Genomic DNA, 16,968 nt, shown 5'->3' on the forward strand with positions numbered 1-16,968 from the left:
CTCGTCGGTGTTTCCGATATCTTAATCCCTTCCCCCCTCGGGGTAGAGTTTTAGGTTGCGGTGTTCCTTCGCCGCGGACGTTCGCCGTCCCCCGTGATCCCCCTCACCCCGACCCTCTCCCCGGAGGGGAGAGGGAGTGAAGGAGCCCCATGCTCACCTTCATCCTCCAGCGCCTGCTGCAATCCGTCCTGGTCATCCTGACCGTGGCGCTGATCGCGTTCTCGCTGTTCCGCTACGTGGGCGACCCGGTCAACGCCATGACCGGGCAGGACACCACGCTGCAGCAGCGCGAGGAACTGCGCGAGCGCCTCGGCCTCAACGACCCGTTCCTGGTGCAGTACGGCCGCTTCGTCGCCGACGCCGCGCAGGGCGAGTTCGGCATCTCCTACCGCCACCGCCGCCCGGTGCGCGAGCTGCTGGCCGAGCGCCTGCCAGCGACGCTGGAGCTGTCCATCGTCTCCATGGCGCTGGCGCTGCTGCTGGGCATCCCGATGGGCGTCTACACGGCGCTGAAGCCCAAGGGGCTGCTGTCGCGGGGCTTCATGTCGCTGTCGCTGATCGGCGTGTCGCTGCCGACCTTCCTGATCGGCATCCTGCTGATCCTGCTGTTCGGCGTGGTGCTGCGCTGGCTGCCGACCTTCGGGCGCGGCGAGGTGGTCGACGTCGGCGGCTGGACGACCGGGCTGCTGACCAAGTCGGGCCTGCAGTCCCTGATCCTGCCGGCCTTCACGCTGGCGCTGTTCCAGATGACGCTGATCATGCGCCTCGTGCGCTCGGAGATGCTGGAGGTGCTGCGCACCGACTTCATCAAGTTCTGCCACGCCCGCGGCCTGCCCAGCCGGCTGGTGCACTTCCGCCACGCGCTGAAGAACACCCTGGTGCCGGTCATCACCATCACCGGCCTGCAGCTGGGCTCGATCATCGCCTTCGCCATCATCACCGAGAGCGTGTTCCAGTGGCCCGGCATGGGCCTGCTGTTCATCCAGGCGATCACCACCGTCGATATCCCGGTGATGGCGGCGTACCTGTGCATGGTCGCCTTCTTCTTCGTCGCCATCAACCTGGTGGTCGATCTGCTGTACTTCGCCGTCGATCCGCGCCTGCGCACCCGGAGGGCGGCATGAGCTTCCTGAACGGCTTCACCGACAGCGACCTCTGGCACAGCTTCATCCGCACGCCGACGGCGCTAGTCTCGGCCCTGCTGACGCTGGTGCTGATCGCCGGCGCGCTGGCCGCCCCGCTGGTGGCCCCGCACAACCCCTTCGACCTCGCGTCGCTCGACATCATGAGCGCCCACCTGCCGCCGGTGTGGATGAAGGACGGCGACCCCGCCTTCCTGCTGGGCACCGACGACCAGGGGCGCGACGTGCTCTCCGCCATCTTCTACGGCGCCCGCATCTCGCTGCTGGTCGGCTTCGCCTCGGTGCTGCTGGCGGTGGTGATCGGGGTGACGCTGGGGCTGGTCAGCGGCTATCTCGGCGGCCGGGTGGACGCGGCGATCATGCGGGTGGCCGACGTGCAGCTCTCCTTCCCCGCCATCCTGATCGCGCTGCTGATCGACGGCGTGGCGCGCGGCGTGCTGCCGCGCGAGGCGCAGGAGCACATGGCGGTGTACGTGCTGGTGTTCGCCATCGGCATCTCCAACTGGGTGCAGTACGCCCGCACCGTGCGCGGCGCGGCGATGGTGGAAAGCCGCAAGGAGTACGTGCAGGCCGCCCGCATCATCGGCATCGGCCCGGTGGCGATCCTGTGGCGGCACATCCTGCCCAACGTGCTGGGACCGGTGCTGGTCATCGCCACCATCAACCTGGCGCTGGCGATCATCACCGAGGCGACGCTGAGCTTCCTCGGCGTCGGCGTGCCGCCGACCACGCCGTCGCTCGGCACGCTGATCCGCATCGGCAACGACTACCTGTTCAGCGGCGAGTGGTGGATCTCCATCTTCCCCGGCGTCGTGCTGGTCCTGCTGGTTCTCTCGGTGAACCTGCTGGGCGACTGGCTGCGCGACGCCCTCAACCCCAAGCTCCGGTGAGGTGGGGGCATGGCGCTCCTCGACGTCGAGAACCTGTCGGTCGAATTCCCCAGCCGCCGCGGCACCTTCGTCGCCGTGAACGGGGTGACCATCGCCGTCCAGCCCGGCGAGATCCTCGGCGTGGTCGGCGAGTCCGGCGCCGGCAAGTCCACCATCGGCAACGCCGTCATCGGCCTGCTGGAGCCGCCCGGCCGCATCGGCGCGGGGCAGATCCGCCTGGACGGCAAGCGCATCGACGACCTGGACGACGCCGCCAAGCGGCGCATCCGCGGCCGGCGCATCTCCATGATCTTCCAGGACCCGCAGACCTCGCTCGACCCGCTGCAGACCATCGAGAGCCAGCTGGTCGAGACCATCCGCGTGCACCTGGGCCTCGACGCGCGCGCCGCGCAGGCGCGCGCCGTGGACCTGCTGCGTCAGGTCGGCATTCCGGAGCCGGAGCTGCGCATCAGGCTCTACCCGCACCAGTTCTCCGGCGGCATGCGCCAGCGCGTCGTCATCGCGCTCGCCCTGTGCGCCGAGCCGGAGGTGGTGGTGGCCGACGAGCCGACGACGGCGCTCGACGTCTCCATCCAGGCGCAGATCCTGACGCTGCTGAAGCGGCTGTGCGCGGAGAAGCGCGTCGGCATGATCGTCATCACCCACGACATGGGCGTGATCGCCGAGATCACCGACCGCGTCGCCGTCATGTACCGCGGCAAGGTGGTGGAGGAAGGCCCGACGTCGAAGATCCTCGGCGACCCGGACCACCCCTACACCCGCGCGCTGATCGGCGCGGTGCCGCGCCCCGACGTGCGCCTGCACCGTTTCCCCTACGTCGACTACATCGAGGGCATCGCGGAGAAGCCCGCCGCCATCAGCCTCAAGGACCACTGGCTGGGCCGCAGCCGCGACTTCAAACGCCAGCACGACGGCCCGCTGCTGGAGCTGCGCGACCTGTCCATCCGCTTCCCGCTGAACAGCGCGTGGCTGGAGCGCAACCGGCGCTACGTGGACGCGGTGAAGGGCGTCACCTTCGCCATCCGCGAGGGCGAGACCTTCGGGCTGGTCGGCGAGAGCGGCAGCGGCAAGTCCACCATCGCCCGTCTGATCACCCAGCTCTACCGCCCGTCCGGCGGCTCGGTGGTCTTCGACGGAACGGACGTGACCGCGCTGAAGCGCGACCGCGACCTGAACCCGTTCCGCCGGCAGATCCAGATGGTCTTCCAGGACCCGTATTCGTCGCTGAACCCGCGCATGCGCGTGCTCGACATCGTCGCCGAGCCGATCCGCTTCCACAAGCTGGCCGGCAGCCGGGCCGAGGTGAACCGGATCGTCCGCGACCTGCTCGACCACGTCGGCCTCGGCGCCAAGGCCGCCGAGAAGTACCCGCACGAGTTCTCCGGCGGCCAGCGCCAGCGCATCGTCATCGCCCGCGCCCTGGCGACGCGCCCGCGCTTCCTGATCTGCGACGAGCCGACCTCGGCGCTCGACGTCTCGATCCAGGCGCAGATCCTCAACCTCCTGAAGGATCTGCAGGAGGAATTGCGCCTGACCATGCTGTTCATCAGCCACGACCTGCCGGTGATCCGGCAGATGTGCGACCGGGTCGGCGTCATGCGCTTCGGCCAGCTGCTGGAAGTGGCGCCCACCGAGGAGCTGTTCGTCAGCCCGCAGCATCCCTACACCCGCGAGTTGCTGTCGCTGATGCCGAACTTCCGCGGCCTGACGCATCGCGGGCTGGACGTCGAAGATCGGGCGACCGGCTAGCCAACGCCCACAAAGGCGCGAAAAATCCACGCAAAAACATCTCCATAATTCCGGCAAATTTTATTTTGAAATCTGCGCCTATTGAGTGTTCTGGTTGGGCGCTACCACCAACCTAACCTTGACCTTTGCCCGGACATATTCGAATCATCTTGACTGCTGACGGTTGCTTGCCAACCCTATCGAGTGTGCAAGAATTCATTAACCCTTTCGAGATGGCGGGGGCCGGCACGCGCATGCACGACCACAGCCAGACCGTCACCGCGGAACGTGTCCGCCTTCTGTACCGGCAGATGCCGCTGGTGCTGGCGATCAACGTCGCGAACGCGGCCCTGGTCGGTTTCGCGCTGTGGGAGCCGGCGACGGCACCGGCGCTCACCCTGTGGATGGGCGCGCTGGCGCTGGTCACCGCGTTGCGCGCCGCGTTGTGGGGCTGGTACGTGCGGCGCCGGCCGGACGACGCCGGGATGGCCCCGTGGGGCCTCCGCTTCGCAGTCGCCTCGGCGGCGTCGGCGGCGCTGTGGGGCGCCACGGCGCTGCTGTTCATGGACTTCGAGCGCCCCCTGACGGTGCTGCTGGTCGCCTTCGTCGTCGCCGGCATGGCGGCGGGGGCGGTCACCGGGCAGGCGAGCCACTTGCCCACCTTCTACGCCTACCTGCTGGCCAGCGTGCTGCCGATGGCTCTGCGGCTGTTCATCGAGGGCACGCGCATCAGCGTCAGCATGGGCGCGCTGGTGCTGATCTTCACCGCGGGGCTCGCGCTGATCGGCCGCACCTTCAACGCCACGCTGACCCGCCGCATCCAACTCGCCGAGGAGATGCAGCGCTTCGCCGGCGGGCTTGAGCGCCAGGTGCGCGAGCGCACCGACGCCCTCCAGGCGCTCAACGACCGCTTCCACGGCATCCTGTCGAGCATCGACGACCACGTCTTCATGATCGGCCGTTCCGGCGCGCTGCTCTACGCCAGCCCATCCGCACTGCGCGACTTCGGCACCACCGCCTCCGCGGACCGGATCGCCACCTGGAGCGACCTCGGCCTGCCGCCCGACGAGGCGGCGGTGATCGAAGCCCTCCACCGCGAGGTCCTCGACACCGGCGCCGGCACCACCGGGGAGGTCACCCACCACCGCCCCGACGAGCCGCGCCGCCACGAGTACCGCCTCAACCCGCTGGCCGGGCCGGACGGCGCGGTCCACGCGGTGGTCGCCGTGTCGCGCGACATCACCGGGCGGCGGCAGGCCGAGCAGGCGCTGGAGGAGGCGCGCACCGCCGCGGAGCAGGCCGATCAGGCGAAATCGCGCTTCCTCGCCGCCGCCAGCCACGACCTGCGCCAGCCCATGCAGTCGATGTTCCTGTTCGCCGGCGCCCTGCGCTCCCGGCTGGACGACCCGCAGGGGCAGGACATGCTTGCCATGCTGGAGCGCGGGCTGGACACGCTGAAGGGCCTGCTGGACAGCCTGCTCGACGTGTCCCGGCTCGACGCCAACGTGATCGAACCGCGGGTGGAAGCCTTGCCGGTACGCCCCCTCCTCGACGACATCGTCGCCGCGTACCAGCCGGTGGCGGCGTCCCGCGGGCTCGACGTGCGCATCGGCGAGCACTGCGACGTGCAGGTGCGCAGCGACCCGATGCTGCTCGGCCGCATGGTGCGCAACCTCGTCGAGAACGCCATCCGCTACACCGAGCGCGGCGGCGTCGTGGTGGACTGCGTCATCGACGGCGACGCCGTGCTGATCGAGGTGCGCGACACCGGCATCGGCATCGCCCCGGACCAGCTCGACCGCATCTTCGAGGAGTTCCACCAGATCGGCAACCCCAGCCGCGACAAGGCGCGCGGGCTGGGCCTCGGCCTCGCCATCGTGCAGCGGCTGTCGGGAATCCTCGACCACCCGGTGGCGGTGCGCTCGGCGCCGGGGCGCGGCTCGGTGTTCTCGGTCCGTCTGCCGCGGGATGCGGCCTCGCCGCTCCCGGCGCCGGTCCCCGAGCCGCAGGCCGAGACGCCGCGCGACGGCAAGCTGGTGGTGCTGGTGGACGACGACGCCATCGTGCTGCTCGGCCTGCGGGCGACGCTGGAATCCTGCGGCTACCAGACGCTGATCGCCGGCTCCATCGACCAGGCGCTCGACCGCCTGTCGGCCGACGGCCGCACGCCGGACCTGGTGATCGCCGACTACCGTCTGCGCGGCGGCGCGGTCGGCACCGACGCCGTGCGGGCGATCCGCGAGCGCACCGGCCGACCGCTGCCCGGCATCATCCTGACCGGCGAGACCGGCGCCGAGTGCGCCCGCGACGCCGCCGAACACGACTGCAACATCATCCTCAAGCCGGTCACGCCGCGCCAGCTGGCCGCGTGCCTGGAACGGCTGACCGGCGAATCCCGCGAAGCAAAGCCCGCAACGCCCTGTTAGGATCGCACCGACTGGTCGATTTCGAAGGGAACGAACGATGCCCGGCCTGGTGAACGGCGCGTGGGTCAAGGGACCGATCGCGGCGAGCGAGATCAAGGACGGCGCCTTCCAGCGGGAGCCGACGCGCTTCCGCGGCTGGATCACCGCGGACGGCGCGCCCGCCGCCGACGGCACGCGCACGCTGCCGGCCGAGGCCGGGCGCTATCACCTCTACGTCGCCTATCTTTGCCCATGGGCGTCGCGCACGCTGATCTTCCGGACGCTGAAGGGGCTGGAGGGCGTCGTCGGCGTCTCGGTGGCGGAGCCGGTGATCGGCGAGCAGGGGTGGACCTTCACCGAGCCGCCGGACGCCGGCCCCAAGGTCGGCCGCTTCCAGCACCTGCACCAGCTCTACACCGCGTCGGACCCGACCTACACCGGCAAGGTGTCGGTGCCGGTGCTGTGGGACCGGACGGAAGGGCGGATCGTCAACAACGAGTCGGCGGACATCATCCGCATCCTCAACACCGCCTTCGACGGGCTGACCGGCAACACCCTCGACCTCTACCCCGCGCCGCTGCGGGGGGAGATCGACGCCTGGAACGAGCGCATCTACGCCACCGTCAACAACGGCGTGTACCGCGCCGGATTCGCCAAGACCCAGGCCAGCTACGACGAGGCCGTGACCGCCCTGTTCGACACGCTGGACACGCTGGAGCAGCGCCTGTCGGCCAGCCGCTATCTGGCGGGCGAGTTCCTCACCGAGGCCGACTGGCGGCTGTTCGTCACGCTGGTGCGCTTCGACGTCGCCTACCACGGCGCCTTCAAGTGCAACCTCCGGCGCATCGAGGACTATCCGGCGCTGTCCAACTATCTGCGCGAGCTGTACCAGTGGCCGGGCATCCGGGCGACGGTGAACGTCGAGCACATCAAGCGCGGCTACTACGTCAACCCGGCGATCAACCCGACGCTGATCGTGCCCAAGGGGCCGCTCATCGACCTCGACCGCCCGCACGACCGCGACCGGCTGCCGGGGCGAGGCATCTGGACAGAAAAAAGGCCGCTGCGGTGAGCAGCGGCCTCGAGTCTAAGGGAGGAAACGCATAAAGCGTGGAGGAACCATAACACGATCGGCCGTATGACGTTTGACTCAGGTCAAGCGGCGCCGGCTTTCGAAGCCCACGCCGCGCGATGCCACGGTCAGCCGTCGCCGGCCGCGTCGTAGAGCGCTGCGGCCTCCATCAGCGCACCGAACGCCTCCGCCGTGAGCAGGAGCGCCGCGGCATCGTACTCGCCGCCGGTCAGACTTCGACGCGTGCCGGACGCTTCGACGTCGCGCTCCACCAGCGCCGCCGCGCGGCGCAGCGCCTCGGCGGCGGATATCAGCTGCTCCTGCTCGGCGTCGGCGGCGGGGTCGTGCATCAGGGTGTCGGGCACGGCGGCCTCCCGGATCGATGGGCGGGGTCGTTCAGCCGGACCAACACCGGATGCGCGGAGGAGGTTTCGCAGAAAATCGCCCTGCCCTCCCATCCGACATATCGCCTCCGAACGCCGTCACGGCTGCGGCGTCTCCCGCGTTGTCAACGCACGGGTCCTCCCCAACCCGCGAAGAACCGCCCGTGCACGCCGGGTGGTCGGTGCGGCGGTCTCCCCCCGACCGCCGTGCCCGTCGAGCGGCAGCCGCGCCTCCCCCTCGCGCGGCTGCCGCCCTTCTCGTCCAGGCGGGCCCTTTCCAGGCGTGCCCTGTCCAGGCGGTCATGCCCGCGACACCCGCCCCCACCGGCTGTTCTGTATCGGGCCCCGCAACGCCGGAGACGACCGTGACGGCATCGACGCAGGTTCACAGGCGCACGCACGTGAAGGCGGACGGGCGCAAGCTCTTCCTGTACGGCTGGCGCCCCCACGAACTGCCGCTGACCGAGGAGCTGGAACCCGGCCCGGCGCCGCAGCCGCACCTGCGCTGGCACCCGTTGCGCGGGGAATGGGTCGGCTACGCCAGCCACCGACAGGAACGCACCTTCAAGCCGCCGGCCGAGTTCTGCCCGCTCTGCCCGGTCCAACCCGGCGGCTTTCCCGGCGAGATCCCGTTCGCCGATTTCGAGATCGCGGTGTTCGAGAACCGCTTCCCCGCCTTCCACCCCGACGCGCCCGCCCCGCCCGAGCTGCCCATCCCCACCGCGCCCGCCAAGGGGCAGTGCGAGGTGGTGGTCTACAGCGCGGCGCACAGCGGCACCGTAGCCGGGCTGCCGGCGGAGCGGCGCGAGCTGATGGTGCGGGTGTGGGCCGACCGCTACCGCGACCTGCTGGCGATGCCGGAGGTCGCCTTCGTCATGCCCTTCGAGAACCGCGGCGAGGAGATCGGCGTCACCCTGCACCACCCGCACGGCCAGATCTACGCCTTCCCCTTCGTGCCGCCCGCGGTGGCGCCGCTGGTCGAGGCGTTCCGCAAGGGTCCCGTGCTGACCGAGCTGCGCGACCGCATCGGCGGCGCCTACGACATCGCCGGCAACGACCGGGCGGTGGCCTTCGTGCCGCCCTGCGCGCGCTTCCCGTCCGAAGTGTGGATCATGCCGCGGGCCTTCCACCCCGGCCCGTGGACCTTCGACGACGCCGACGTGCGCGCCTTCGCCGCGGTGCTGGGCGAGGTGGTGGCGCGCCTCGACGGGCTGTACGGCAAGCCGATGCCCTACCTGTGCATCCTCTACGCGGCACCGCGCGGCGAGGAGGCGCACTTCCATTTCCACATCCAGATCTACCCGTTCCTGCGCACCGCCGACCGGCTGAAGTACCTGGCGGGGTGCGAGCAGGGGGCGGGCATGTTCCTGGTGGACGGCCTGCCCGAGCAGATGGCCGCCCGCCTGCGCGAGGTCACGCCATGAGCGCGCTGTTCTCCGAGGTCTTCGTCGCCACGCCGACCGCCGTCGCCAGGGCGCCGGCCCGCGCCAACCTGCTGGGCGAGCACACCGACTACAACGACGGGTTCGTGCTGCCCACCCCCCTGCCCTACGTCACCACGGTGGCGGTCGGCCCCGGCCCGGCCGGGATGATCGAGGCGCACGCCGCCCGCTTCGGCGAGACCAAGACCCGCGCGCTCGACGCCCCGCCGGCCGGCGACTGGCTGGACTACGTGCTGGGCTGCGTCCGCGTCGTGATGCAGGAGGGGGCGGCGGTGGAGGGCGTGCGCGTCGCCATCGACAGCGACGTGCCGATGGGCGCCGGCATCTCCAGTTCCGCCGCGCTGGAGGTGGCGACGCTGCGAGCCCTGCGGGAGTGGCTGGGCCTGAGGATCGACGACGTGCAGGTAGCGAAGCTCGGCCAGCGGGCGGAGTCGGGCTACGTCGGGATGCCCTGCGGGATCATGGACCAGATGGTCAGCTCGCTGGGAACGCCGGGACAGGCGCTGTTCCTCGACACGCGCTCGCTGGAACACCGGCTGCTGAAACTGCCCAAGAGCCACGCGCTGGCCGTGGTGCATTCCGGGGTGGCACACCGGCTGACCGACGGCGGCTACCGCCAGCGCCGCTCGGAATGCGAGGCGGCGGCTTCGGCGCTGAAGGTGAAGAGCCTGAGGGATGTCGACGTGGCCGACCTGCCGGCCATCGCGGCGTTGCCGGAACCGCTGAACCGCCGCGCCCGGCACGTCGTCACGGAGAACCGCCGGGTGCTCGACGGCGTCGCGGCCTTGGAACGGGGCGACGCGGCGGCGTTCGGCCGGCTGATGGTGGAGAGCCACGCCTCGCAGCGCGATGACTACGCCGTGTCCCTGCCGGAGATCGACGCGCTGGTGGAGACCGCCCTGAGGCACGGCGCGCTGGGCGCGCGGCTGACCGGGGGCGGGTTCGGCGGCTGCATCATCGCGCTGGTCGAGGACCCGGCGTCCTGGTGGCCGGCGGTGGCCGCCGAACACCCGGAGGCGCGGCTGGTTTATCCGCGCTGAACGATCAGGTGTTCTCGGTCGCCAGCTTCAGCGCGAGGCCGCGGGCGTCGAGGAAGCCGGGGTGGCGGTTCACCAGCTTGCCGCCGGCGTAGACGCTCCACGCGCTCTGGAAGCCGGCGCCCTCGTACGTGATGTCCACGCGGCGGGCGCCGTTCTGGACGCGGAAGTGGCGCGGCGAGATCTTGGTCCACACGGGCTTGGCAGGCATCTCCAACGCTCCTTATGGTTAATTCGTGCTGCAACGCATCCTGCGCCCGACCCCTTAATGCCCTCTTAAGGCCACAGCCCGCGCGGTTGGCAAAGAAGGAGGGGGGTCTAGCCCCTTCGATCCGCCTACTCCGCCGCCAGCGGCACCAGGACGGGAGCGGGCGCCGACGGGGCGTCGGCCGGCGGATCGCAGGCGTCGATCTCCGCGAAGAAGGCGCGGATGGCGGGCACGGTCTCCATCCACTGCTTCTGCAGCTCGATGCCGGCGCCGACGCAGTTCAGCACGTAGGTGGACCAGCTCAGCGACGCCAGGAAATAGCCCAGGGAGTAGACGCCGCCGTCCACGTACCACGCGCCCACCACCCAGGTGCACAGGTTGGTGACGTTGACGATCAGCCCGCGCCCGAAGTTGAAGGCCAGGAAACGCCGGCCGGTGTACTCGCCGAAGCCGGCGAAGGCGCCGTAGCGCTCGTCGTACTCCTGCACCGACTGGCGCTGCTTGCCCTCGACGACGATGCCCAGCAGGTTGCGGAAGACGTGCGTGTGCCAGCGCTGGCGTTCGTAGTCGAGTTCCTGCAGGCGGGTGTAGAGCGGCTGCAGCACGGTGTTGAGGTACACGGTCGCCAGGATGTCCAGCGCGCCGCCGACGATGGCGATCAGCCCGATCAGCGGGTACCACCAGAGCAGCAGCGCCACCGTCACCACCGCCGGGATGGTCAGCGGGACGGCCGTGCGGACGAAGGCGTTGACGAACTGCACCAGCACCACCTCGCCGCGCTCGACGATGGCCTGCTGCATGGCGGTGTCGCGGCCATTCTTGCCGACGCGCTGCTTCAGCACGCGCCTCAGCATGCTCACGCCCAAATGCCGCGGCCCGGCGTACTGGAACCCGCTGAGATCGACGCGGCCCAGCACGTAGGGCAGCACGTTGCCGTGGCAGACCCAGAACACGAAGGCGGTCGCGATCATGTAGTAGGTGGCGTGCACCTGCTCATGGCGCGCCATGGCGTCGATCACCTGCCCGCCGAACAACGGCACCACCAAATCGCCGGCCTTCTGCAACATGATGAGCGCTGAAATCGCGGTGAGCGGCTTCCAGAACGGCAGGAACAGGCTCAACACCCTTCTGACGATCGGCAGCATGACAACCCCTGTGACTGTGTACGCGTCTGAGGCCAGACTGACCGCAGGGGATTAAGTGAATCTGAACTTCGGCAAATGTCCCACGAATGCTTTTCCAAGCAGGGTGGGAGAGAATACTTTTGCGAATACGATTTGGTGGTATTTGAAACGAGCGCCTTTACTCTCTCCCCTCTGGGGAAAGGAGGATCACGCCGACGCCGCCTCCAGCGTGCCAGTCACCTCCATCCCAGACGCCTCGCGTTCCGCCAGATAGCGGTGCAGCGCGTGGTCCAAGGACGGCAAGCCCGCGCCGCGCTCGGAGCGCAGGGCGCTGTACGCCGGCCGTTCGGCGATCCACCCCAGGTCGGCCGCCGGCACGCCCAGCACGCGTTCCGGGTCGAGCCCCGCCCCGCGCACGGCGGCGCGGGCGAAATCGGCCCAGGTCACGGCACCGGTGTTGGCGAGGTGCCAGACACCCCGCTCCCGGTCCATCAGCAGGTCGAGCGCCACGTTCACCAGATCCGGCAGGTAGGTCGGCGACACCGTCACGTCGCACGCCGCCGAGAAGTAGCGCCCGCTCGCCACCGCGCGGATGGCGCGGGTGGCGTCGTTGCGCTCGTCCCAGGGGCCGAACAGCGCCCCGGCGCGCACCACCAGGGCGTCCGGATGCGCCGCCAGCACGGCACGTTCTGCTTCCAGCTTGCCGCGGGCGTAGGCGTTCAGCGGCCGGGCCGCGTCGCCCTCGGCGTAAGGCCTGTCGGCCGCGCCGTCGAACACGAGGTGCGTCGAGAACCCCAGCAGCGGCACGCCGGCCGCCGCGCAGGCGCGCGCCAGCACCTCGGCGGCGTGGACGTTGTCGCGCCGCGCGCGTTCGGTGCGGACCTCGGCCTCGTCCACCCGCGTGCGGCCGGCGGCGTTCACCACCGCCCATGGCCGGTGCCGCGCCAGCGCGGCGTGGACGCTGCCGGCGTCGGACAGGTCCAGCTCGGCGCGCGGCAGCAGCCGGAACTCCAGCCCGCGCACCACGCACAGCCGCGCCACCGCGTCGGCCAGCGTGCCGCCGCCCCCGGCGATCAGCAGCGGGCGCGGCGCGTGCGCCGGCGGGGTCCAGCGGTTGCGGCTGACGACGTATGGGCAGCCGCGCGCCGGCGCCCAGTGGAAGCGGTCCTCGCGGTGCCACCAGCCCGGCCCGTCGAAGGCCGGATGGTCGGCCCGCCCGGTCGTCGCCAGATCGCGGATCAGGTGGGCAAGCGCGGTCGGCCGGATCTCCGGCCCGCGCACGTCGAACACGCCGCTCTCGTAGAAGCCGTCGCGCCGGGTCAGCAGGCTGTTCCAGTCGTACGAGCCGAGCAGCGCCCACGCCGTCACCGCCCGGATGTCCACGCCGCGGGCGCGCAGCCGGTGCGCGCCGTCCCACGCCTCCTTGAACCAGCGCAGTTGCTCCTCGCGGGACGAGCCGTTGTGCACCTCGGTGGCGGCGACCGGCAGGCGGTAGCGGTGCCACGCCTCCTCGATCAGGCTCTCCAGCCCCTCGACGCCTTCGGCCAGGACGCGGATTGCCTCGACATCGACGTGCCGCTCGCCGCCCTCCTCGGACGGACGGACGCCGGGGTAGCGGCGCACGCGCTCGTCCAGGAAGCGCTCGCTGGTCAGGTAGTGGTCGATGCCCAGGACGTCCGGCGGGCACGGGTCGGCGGCCAGTTCGTCCAGCGTCTCCTGCATGCCCGACTGCGCGAGATAGTCCCACAGCGGGTGCTCGCGGGTGACGCGCCCGGCCAGCAGGTCGAAGGTCAGCCAGCGGCGCTGGTTCTCGTGCTCCGCCTGCGTGGCGAGACGGGGCGTGCTGTGCGCCTTGCCAAGGTCCTCGGTCTGCACCAGCTTGGCCTTGGGGTTGACCGCGCGGATCGCCCTCATGGCCAGCCGCGTCGCCTGCACCTCGTTGATCAGGATGCGCAGGAACACCCGGTGGTCGCGGGCGTGCGGGAACCAGTGACCGTACAGGCCGCAGAAGCGCGCGGTGGTCAGCGGCTCGTTGATCGGCGTGTAGAGATCCAGCCACGGGTAGCGCGCGGCCACGCGGGCGGCGTAAGCGGCGAACGTCAGGGGAAAATCCGGCTGCGTCAGGTCGGTGCCGCGCGGGCCGTTGCCGTGGTGCAGCAGCGTGGCGATGGGGTTTACGCCCCGGTCGCGCAGGCGCGCCAGCCGTTCGTCGGTCCAGGCCCAGCCGTCGCGCTCCACCCGCTCCCACAGCACGGGGTAGCGGATCGCGGTGATGCCGAGCTCGGCGAAGGCGTCGATGTCGCCCGGCCGGTCCTGGTGGCCGCTCAGCAGCGTCTGGTCGACGAAGTTGTTGCGGAGGCGGACCACGGAGCACTCCACCCCGCCCCAAAGCTCGATCGTCTGTTCTGCGCGCGACGGCACGGCCCGTCCTCCCGGCTCCTTGAAGGAGTCCCGGTGTCGCGCAGTTATGGTTACCCAGATGTTAAGAAATGCCGCGGCCGGACTTTGTCACACCGCAAGTCGTTGCCCATTCTTGTCACAGCCCGGCAAGTACAGGCGCGCCGCGGATCGCCACCGCCTACCCCTTTGCGCCTCCCCACCGACCCTGGCTTGGTTATTTTTCGTTAACCATACCCCGCAAAGACTTCGCGCATCTTCTCCGGGGTCCTCCGCGCCGAGGGCCGCCAACAAACCGACGATAAGCGGAGCGAAGCGTGCAGCGCATCACCCTCTCTCTCGATGGCGATTGGGACTTCCAGTATTCCGGCGACGCGGACGTGGCACTCGAGGATGTGGCCGCGTGGCGCACCGCCACCGTGCCCGGCCCCTGGCAGGCCCAGTTCGACGACCTGCGCGACCGTCAGGGCCGCGCCTGGTACCGCCGCAGCGTGGAGATTCCCGCCGACTGGGCCGGCGCGCCGGTGTTCGTGCGCTTCGGCGCGGTGAACTACCACGCCCGCGTGCTGGTCAACGGCATCGAGGTGACCGCGCACGAGGGCGGTTACCTGCCGTTCGAGGCGCCGGTCGGCCGCTTCCTGCGTCCGGGCCGCAACGAGATCGCCGTCGCCGTCACCGCGCCGACCGACGACGAGCAAGCCTACCCCGAGTTCCCGATGGCCGAGACGCCGTTCGGCAAGCAGAGCTGGTACGGCCCGCTGTCCGGCATCTGGCAGTCGGTGACGCTGGAGCGCCGCGCCGCCGACCACATCACGGCGATGCGCCTGTTCCCCGAGCTGAAGGACGGCACCGTCCGGGTGGCGATCCAGCTCGCCCAGCCGTTGCGCCGCAACCACGACGTCGAGCTTGAGGTGACCGGGCCGGACGGCCTGTGCGCCCAGCTGGTGGTGACCGCCGCGGCCGGCCAGGATCGCGTCGAGACCACGGTCACCGTTCCCTACGTGCAGGCGTGGTCGCCGGAGAGCCCGACGCTCTACCGCATGACCGCCACGCTGCGCCAGGACGGCGAGGCGGTGGACAGCCGCGCCGACGCCTTCGGCTTCCGCACCGTCGAGACCAGGGACGGCCGCATCTGCCTGAACGGCAAGCCGATCATGCTGCGCTCGGCCCTCGACCAGGACTATTACCCGGACGGCATCTGCACGGTGCCCTCGGAGGCGTTCCTGGAGGACCAGTTCCGCAAGGCCAAGGAGCTGGGCCTGAACTGCCTGCGCCTGCACATCAAGGTGCCGGACCCGCGCTACTACGAGGTCGCGGACCGCATGGGCCTGCTGATCTGGACCGAGATCCCCAACCCAGGCCGCCTGACCGAGCGCTGCGCCCAGCGCATGGAGGCGACGCTGAAGGGGATCGTCGAGCGCGACGGCAACCACCCCTCCATCATCTGCTGGACCATCATCAACGAGAACTGGGGCACCGACCTCGTCCACAACCAGGAGCACCGCGACTGGGTCAACAAGACCTACCGCTGGCTCAAGGCGTTCGACCCGACCCGTCTGGTGGTGGACAACTCGCCGCTGTGGCCGAGCTTCCACGTCCAGTCGGACATCGAGGACTATCACTTCTACGCCGCCCTGCCCGACCACCGCGAGGCGTGGGACGGCTTCGTCGACCGCATGGCGGGCCGGCGCGAGGCCACCTACACCCACCACGGCGACGCCAAGCGCACCGGCAGCGAGCCGCTGATGTGCTCGGAATTCGGCAACTGGGGCCTGCCCGACCCGAAGAAGCTACGCGGCCCGGACGGCCGGGAGCCCTGGTGGTTCGAGACCGGCCACGACTGGGGCGAGGGCGTGATGTACGCCCACGGCGTCGAGACGCGCTTCACCGCCTACGGCCTGGACCGCGTCTTCGGCAGCATGGAACAGTTCGTGGAGGCCGCCCAGTGGCAGCAGTTCCGCGCGCTGAAGTACGAGATCGAGGCGATGCGCCGCCGTCCGGAGCTGGCCGGCTACGTCATCACCGAGTTCACCGACTGCCATTGGGAGTCGAACGGCCTGCTCGACATGCGCCGCAACGAGCGCGCCTTCCACCACGTCTTCCACACCATCAACGCCGACACGGTGGTGGTGCCGCAGTGGGACCGCGTGGCCTATTGGGAAGGTGAAACGATCAAGGTCGGCCTCGCCGCCGCGAACGGCCGCGGCGACACCATCCATGGCACCGAGCTGCGCTGGAGCCTGGACGCCACCGGCGCCGGCGGGACCGAGCCGATGGACCTGACGCCCGGCGTGCGCCACGGCAAGGACGCCGTGTTCGAGGCCCCGCACGTCGATGCGCCGGAGATCGTCCGCCTGGAGTTGGAGATCGACACCAGCAACGACCTGCTCGCCACCAACCACGTCGAGCTGGCCATCCACCCGCGCCGCAGCGGCCCCTCGGCCGGCACGGTGTCGGTGTGGACGCCGGACGCCGACCTGACGGAGCGCCTCAAAGCGCTGGGCTACGGCACGGCGAAGGACGCGGCCTCGGCCGACGTGGTGGTCGCCCGCCGCCTGGACGACGACCGCTGCGCCGAGGTGCGCGCCGGCGGCCGTCTGGTGCTGCTGGCCGACGAGCCGCAGGACCTGCAGCCGGTCTTCCCGCACTTCCAGAACGTGCGGGTGACGCCGCGGCACGGCTCCATGTGGCTGGGCGCCTGGGCCTCGTCCTTCTCGTGGGTGAAGCGTTCGGGGCCGTTCGCCCGGCTGCCGGGCGGGCCGCTGATCGACCACAGCTTCGACCGGGTGATCCCCAACCACGTCATCGCCAACTGCACCACCTGGGACTTCCAGGCCCGCGTGCACGCCGGCATGGTGGTCGGCTGGGTGCACAAGCCGGCGGCGCTGATCGTCGAGCGTGATTGCGGCCGCGGCCGCATGGTCGCCACGACCTTCCGCCTGCTGGAGGACGCGCCGGGGGCGGACCCGACCGCCACCACGCTGCTGGACGGGATCGTGGAACTGGCGCTGAAAGGGCGGACGGTCGCCGCCGAGACGGAGCGTGTGGGGGTGGAGTAATTGGACAGGCCGTGGGGGGGGGGCCCCCCCCAAACAACCCCCCCCACCCCGGGGGGGGGCTTAAACCCACCCCCCCCCACA

General features: G+C 70.4%; 12 protein-coding genes. 8 read left to right on the top strand and 4 right to left on the bottom strand.

Annotated features, from left to right (window positions below):
* Nucleotides 1-149 precede the first annotated feature (149 nt).
* The 5 genes from ACRWK7_RS33305 to ACRWK7_RS33325 all read left to right on the top strand — a co-directional run bounded on the left by ACRWK7_RS33305 (nt 150) and on the right by ACRWK7_RS33325 (nt 7,237).
* The gene (locus tag ACRWK7_RS33305; RefSeq protein WP_431861860.1) at nt 150-1,124 is read left to right on the top strand and encodes an ABC transporter permease; all 975 of its coding nucleotides are present in this window, start codon (nt 150-152) and stop codon (nt 1,122-1,124) included.
* On the top strand, nt 1,121-2,032 hold the full coding sequence (locus ACRWK7_RS33310) for an ABC transporter permease (RefSeq protein ID WP_431861862.1): 912 nt from the start codon (nt 1,121-1,123) through the stop codon (nt 2,030-2,032). Before ACRWK7_RS33305 ends, ACRWK7_RS33310 begins: the two co-directional genes overlap by 4 nt.
* A 9-nt stretch (nt 2,033-2,041) precedes the next feature.
* Nucleotides 2,042-3,781, top strand: a complete 1,740-nt coding sequence (locus tag ACRWK7_RS33315; protein WP_431861864.1) for an ABC transporter ATP-binding protein — start codon at nt 2,042-2,044, stop codon at nt 3,779-3,781.
* A 233-nt stretch (nt 3,782-4,014) separates the two neighbouring features.
* Nucleotides 4,015-6,186: a PAS domain-containing hybrid sensor histidine kinase/response regulator gene (locus ACRWK7_RS33320; protein ID WP_431861865.1), complete on the top strand. Its 2,172-nt coding sequence runs from the start codon at nt 4,015-4,017 to the stop codon at nt 6,184-6,186.
* 37 nt (nt 6,187-6,223) lie between these two features.
* Nucleotides 6,224-7,237: a glutathione S-transferase family protein gene (locus tag ACRWK7_RS33325; RefSeq protein ID WP_431861868.1), complete on the top strand. Its 1,014-nt coding sequence runs from the start codon at nt 6,224-6,226 to the stop codon at nt 7,235-7,237.
* Between the two features lie 128 nt (nt 7,238-7,365).
* Here ACRWK7_RS33325 and ACRWK7_RS33330 read toward each other — a convergent pair whose 3' ends face one another.
* Nucleotides 7,366-7,602: a hypothetical protein gene (locus ACRWK7_RS33330; protein WP_431861870.1), complete on the bottom strand. Its 237-nt coding sequence runs from the start codon at nt 7,600-7,602 to the stop codon at nt 7,366-7,368.
* A gap of 383 nt (nt 7,603-7,985) precedes the next feature.
* On the opposite strand from ACRWK7_RS33330, the gene ACRWK7_RS33335 reads away from it, so the two are divergent.
* Entirely contained in the window at nt 7,986-9,044 is a 1,059-nt protein-coding gene (locus ACRWK7_RS33335; protein WP_431861871.1) for a galactose-1-phosphate uridylyltransferase, read from the top strand.
* Nucleotides 9,041-10,102, top strand: coding sequence for a galactokinase (gene galK, locus ACRWK7_RS33340; RefSeq protein WP_431861873.1), 1,062 nt, complete (start codon nt 9,041-9,043; stop codon nt 10,100-10,102). The genes ACRWK7_RS33335 and galK overlap by 4 nt, the downstream gene beginning before the upstream one ends.
* Before the next feature lie 4 nt (nt 10,103-10,106).
* Here galK and ACRWK7_RS33345 read toward each other — a convergent pair whose 3' ends face one another.
* The 3 genes from ACRWK7_RS33345 to ACRWK7_RS33355 form a co-directional block, all read right to left on the bottom strand.
* Nucleotides 10,107-10,310: a hypothetical protein gene (locus tag ACRWK7_RS33345; RefSeq protein WP_431861875.1), complete on the bottom strand. Its 204-nt coding sequence runs from the start codon at nt 10,308-10,310 to the stop codon at nt 10,107-10,109.
* Between the two features lie 125 nt (nt 10,311-10,435).
* A complete protein-coding gene (locus ACRWK7_RS33350; protein ID WP_431861877.1) occupies nt 10,436-11,452 on the bottom strand; it encodes a hypothetical protein in 1,017 nt (338 codons plus the stop codon).
* A gap of 186 nt (nt 11,453-11,638) precedes the next feature.
* On the bottom strand, nt 11,639-13,798 hold the full coding sequence (locus ACRWK7_RS33355) for a family 1 glycosylhydrolase (protein WP_431861879.1): 2,160 nt from the start codon (nt 13,796-13,798) through the stop codon (nt 11,639-11,641).
* 347 nt (nt 13,799-14,145) lie between these two features.
* Between ACRWK7_RS33355 and ACRWK7_RS33360 the strand changes: the two genes are divergently transcribed.
* Complete coding sequence (locus ACRWK7_RS33360; protein WP_431861880.1) at nt 14,146-16,887, top strand: glycoside hydrolase family 2 protein; 2,742 nt, start codon at nt 14,146-14,148, stop codon at nt 16,885-16,887.
* The last annotated feature ends 81 nt before the right edge of the window (nt 16,888-16,968 follow it).

It is taken from the genome of Azospirillum sp. (genome assembly GCF_050789165.1).

Coding starts and splice junctions, on each gene's coding strand:
- ACRWK7_RS33305 (WP_431861860.1), top strand. CDS start 150: ATGCTCACCTTCATCCTCCAGCGCCTGCTGCAATCCGTCCTGGTCATC.
- ACRWK7_RS33310 (WP_431861862.1), top strand. CDS start 1,121: ATGAGCTTCCTGAACGGCTTCACCGACAGCGACCTCTGGCACAGCTTC.
- ACRWK7_RS33315 (WP_431861864.1), top strand. CDS start 2,042: ATGGCGCTCCTCGACGTCGAGAACCTGTCGGTCGAATTCCCCAGCCGC.
- ACRWK7_RS33320 (WP_431861865.1), top strand. CDS start 4,015: ATGCACGACCACAGCCAGACCGTCACCGCGGAACGTGTCCGCCTTCTG.
- ACRWK7_RS33325 (WP_431861868.1), top strand. CDS start 6,224: ATGCCCGGCCTGGTGAACGGCGCGTGGGTCAAGGGACCGATCGCGGCG.
- galK (WP_431861873.1), top strand. CDS start 9,041: ATGAGCGCGCTGTTCTCCGAGGTCTTCGTCGCCACGCCGACCGCCGTC.
- ACRWK7_RS33345 (WP_431861875.1), bottom strand. CDS start 10,310: ATGCCTGCCAAGCCCGTGTGGACCAAGATCTCGCCGCGCCACTTCCGC.
- ACRWK7_RS33350 (WP_431861877.1), bottom strand. CDS start 11,452: ATGCTGCCGATCGTCAGAAGGGTGTTGAGCCTGTTCCTGCCGTTCTGG.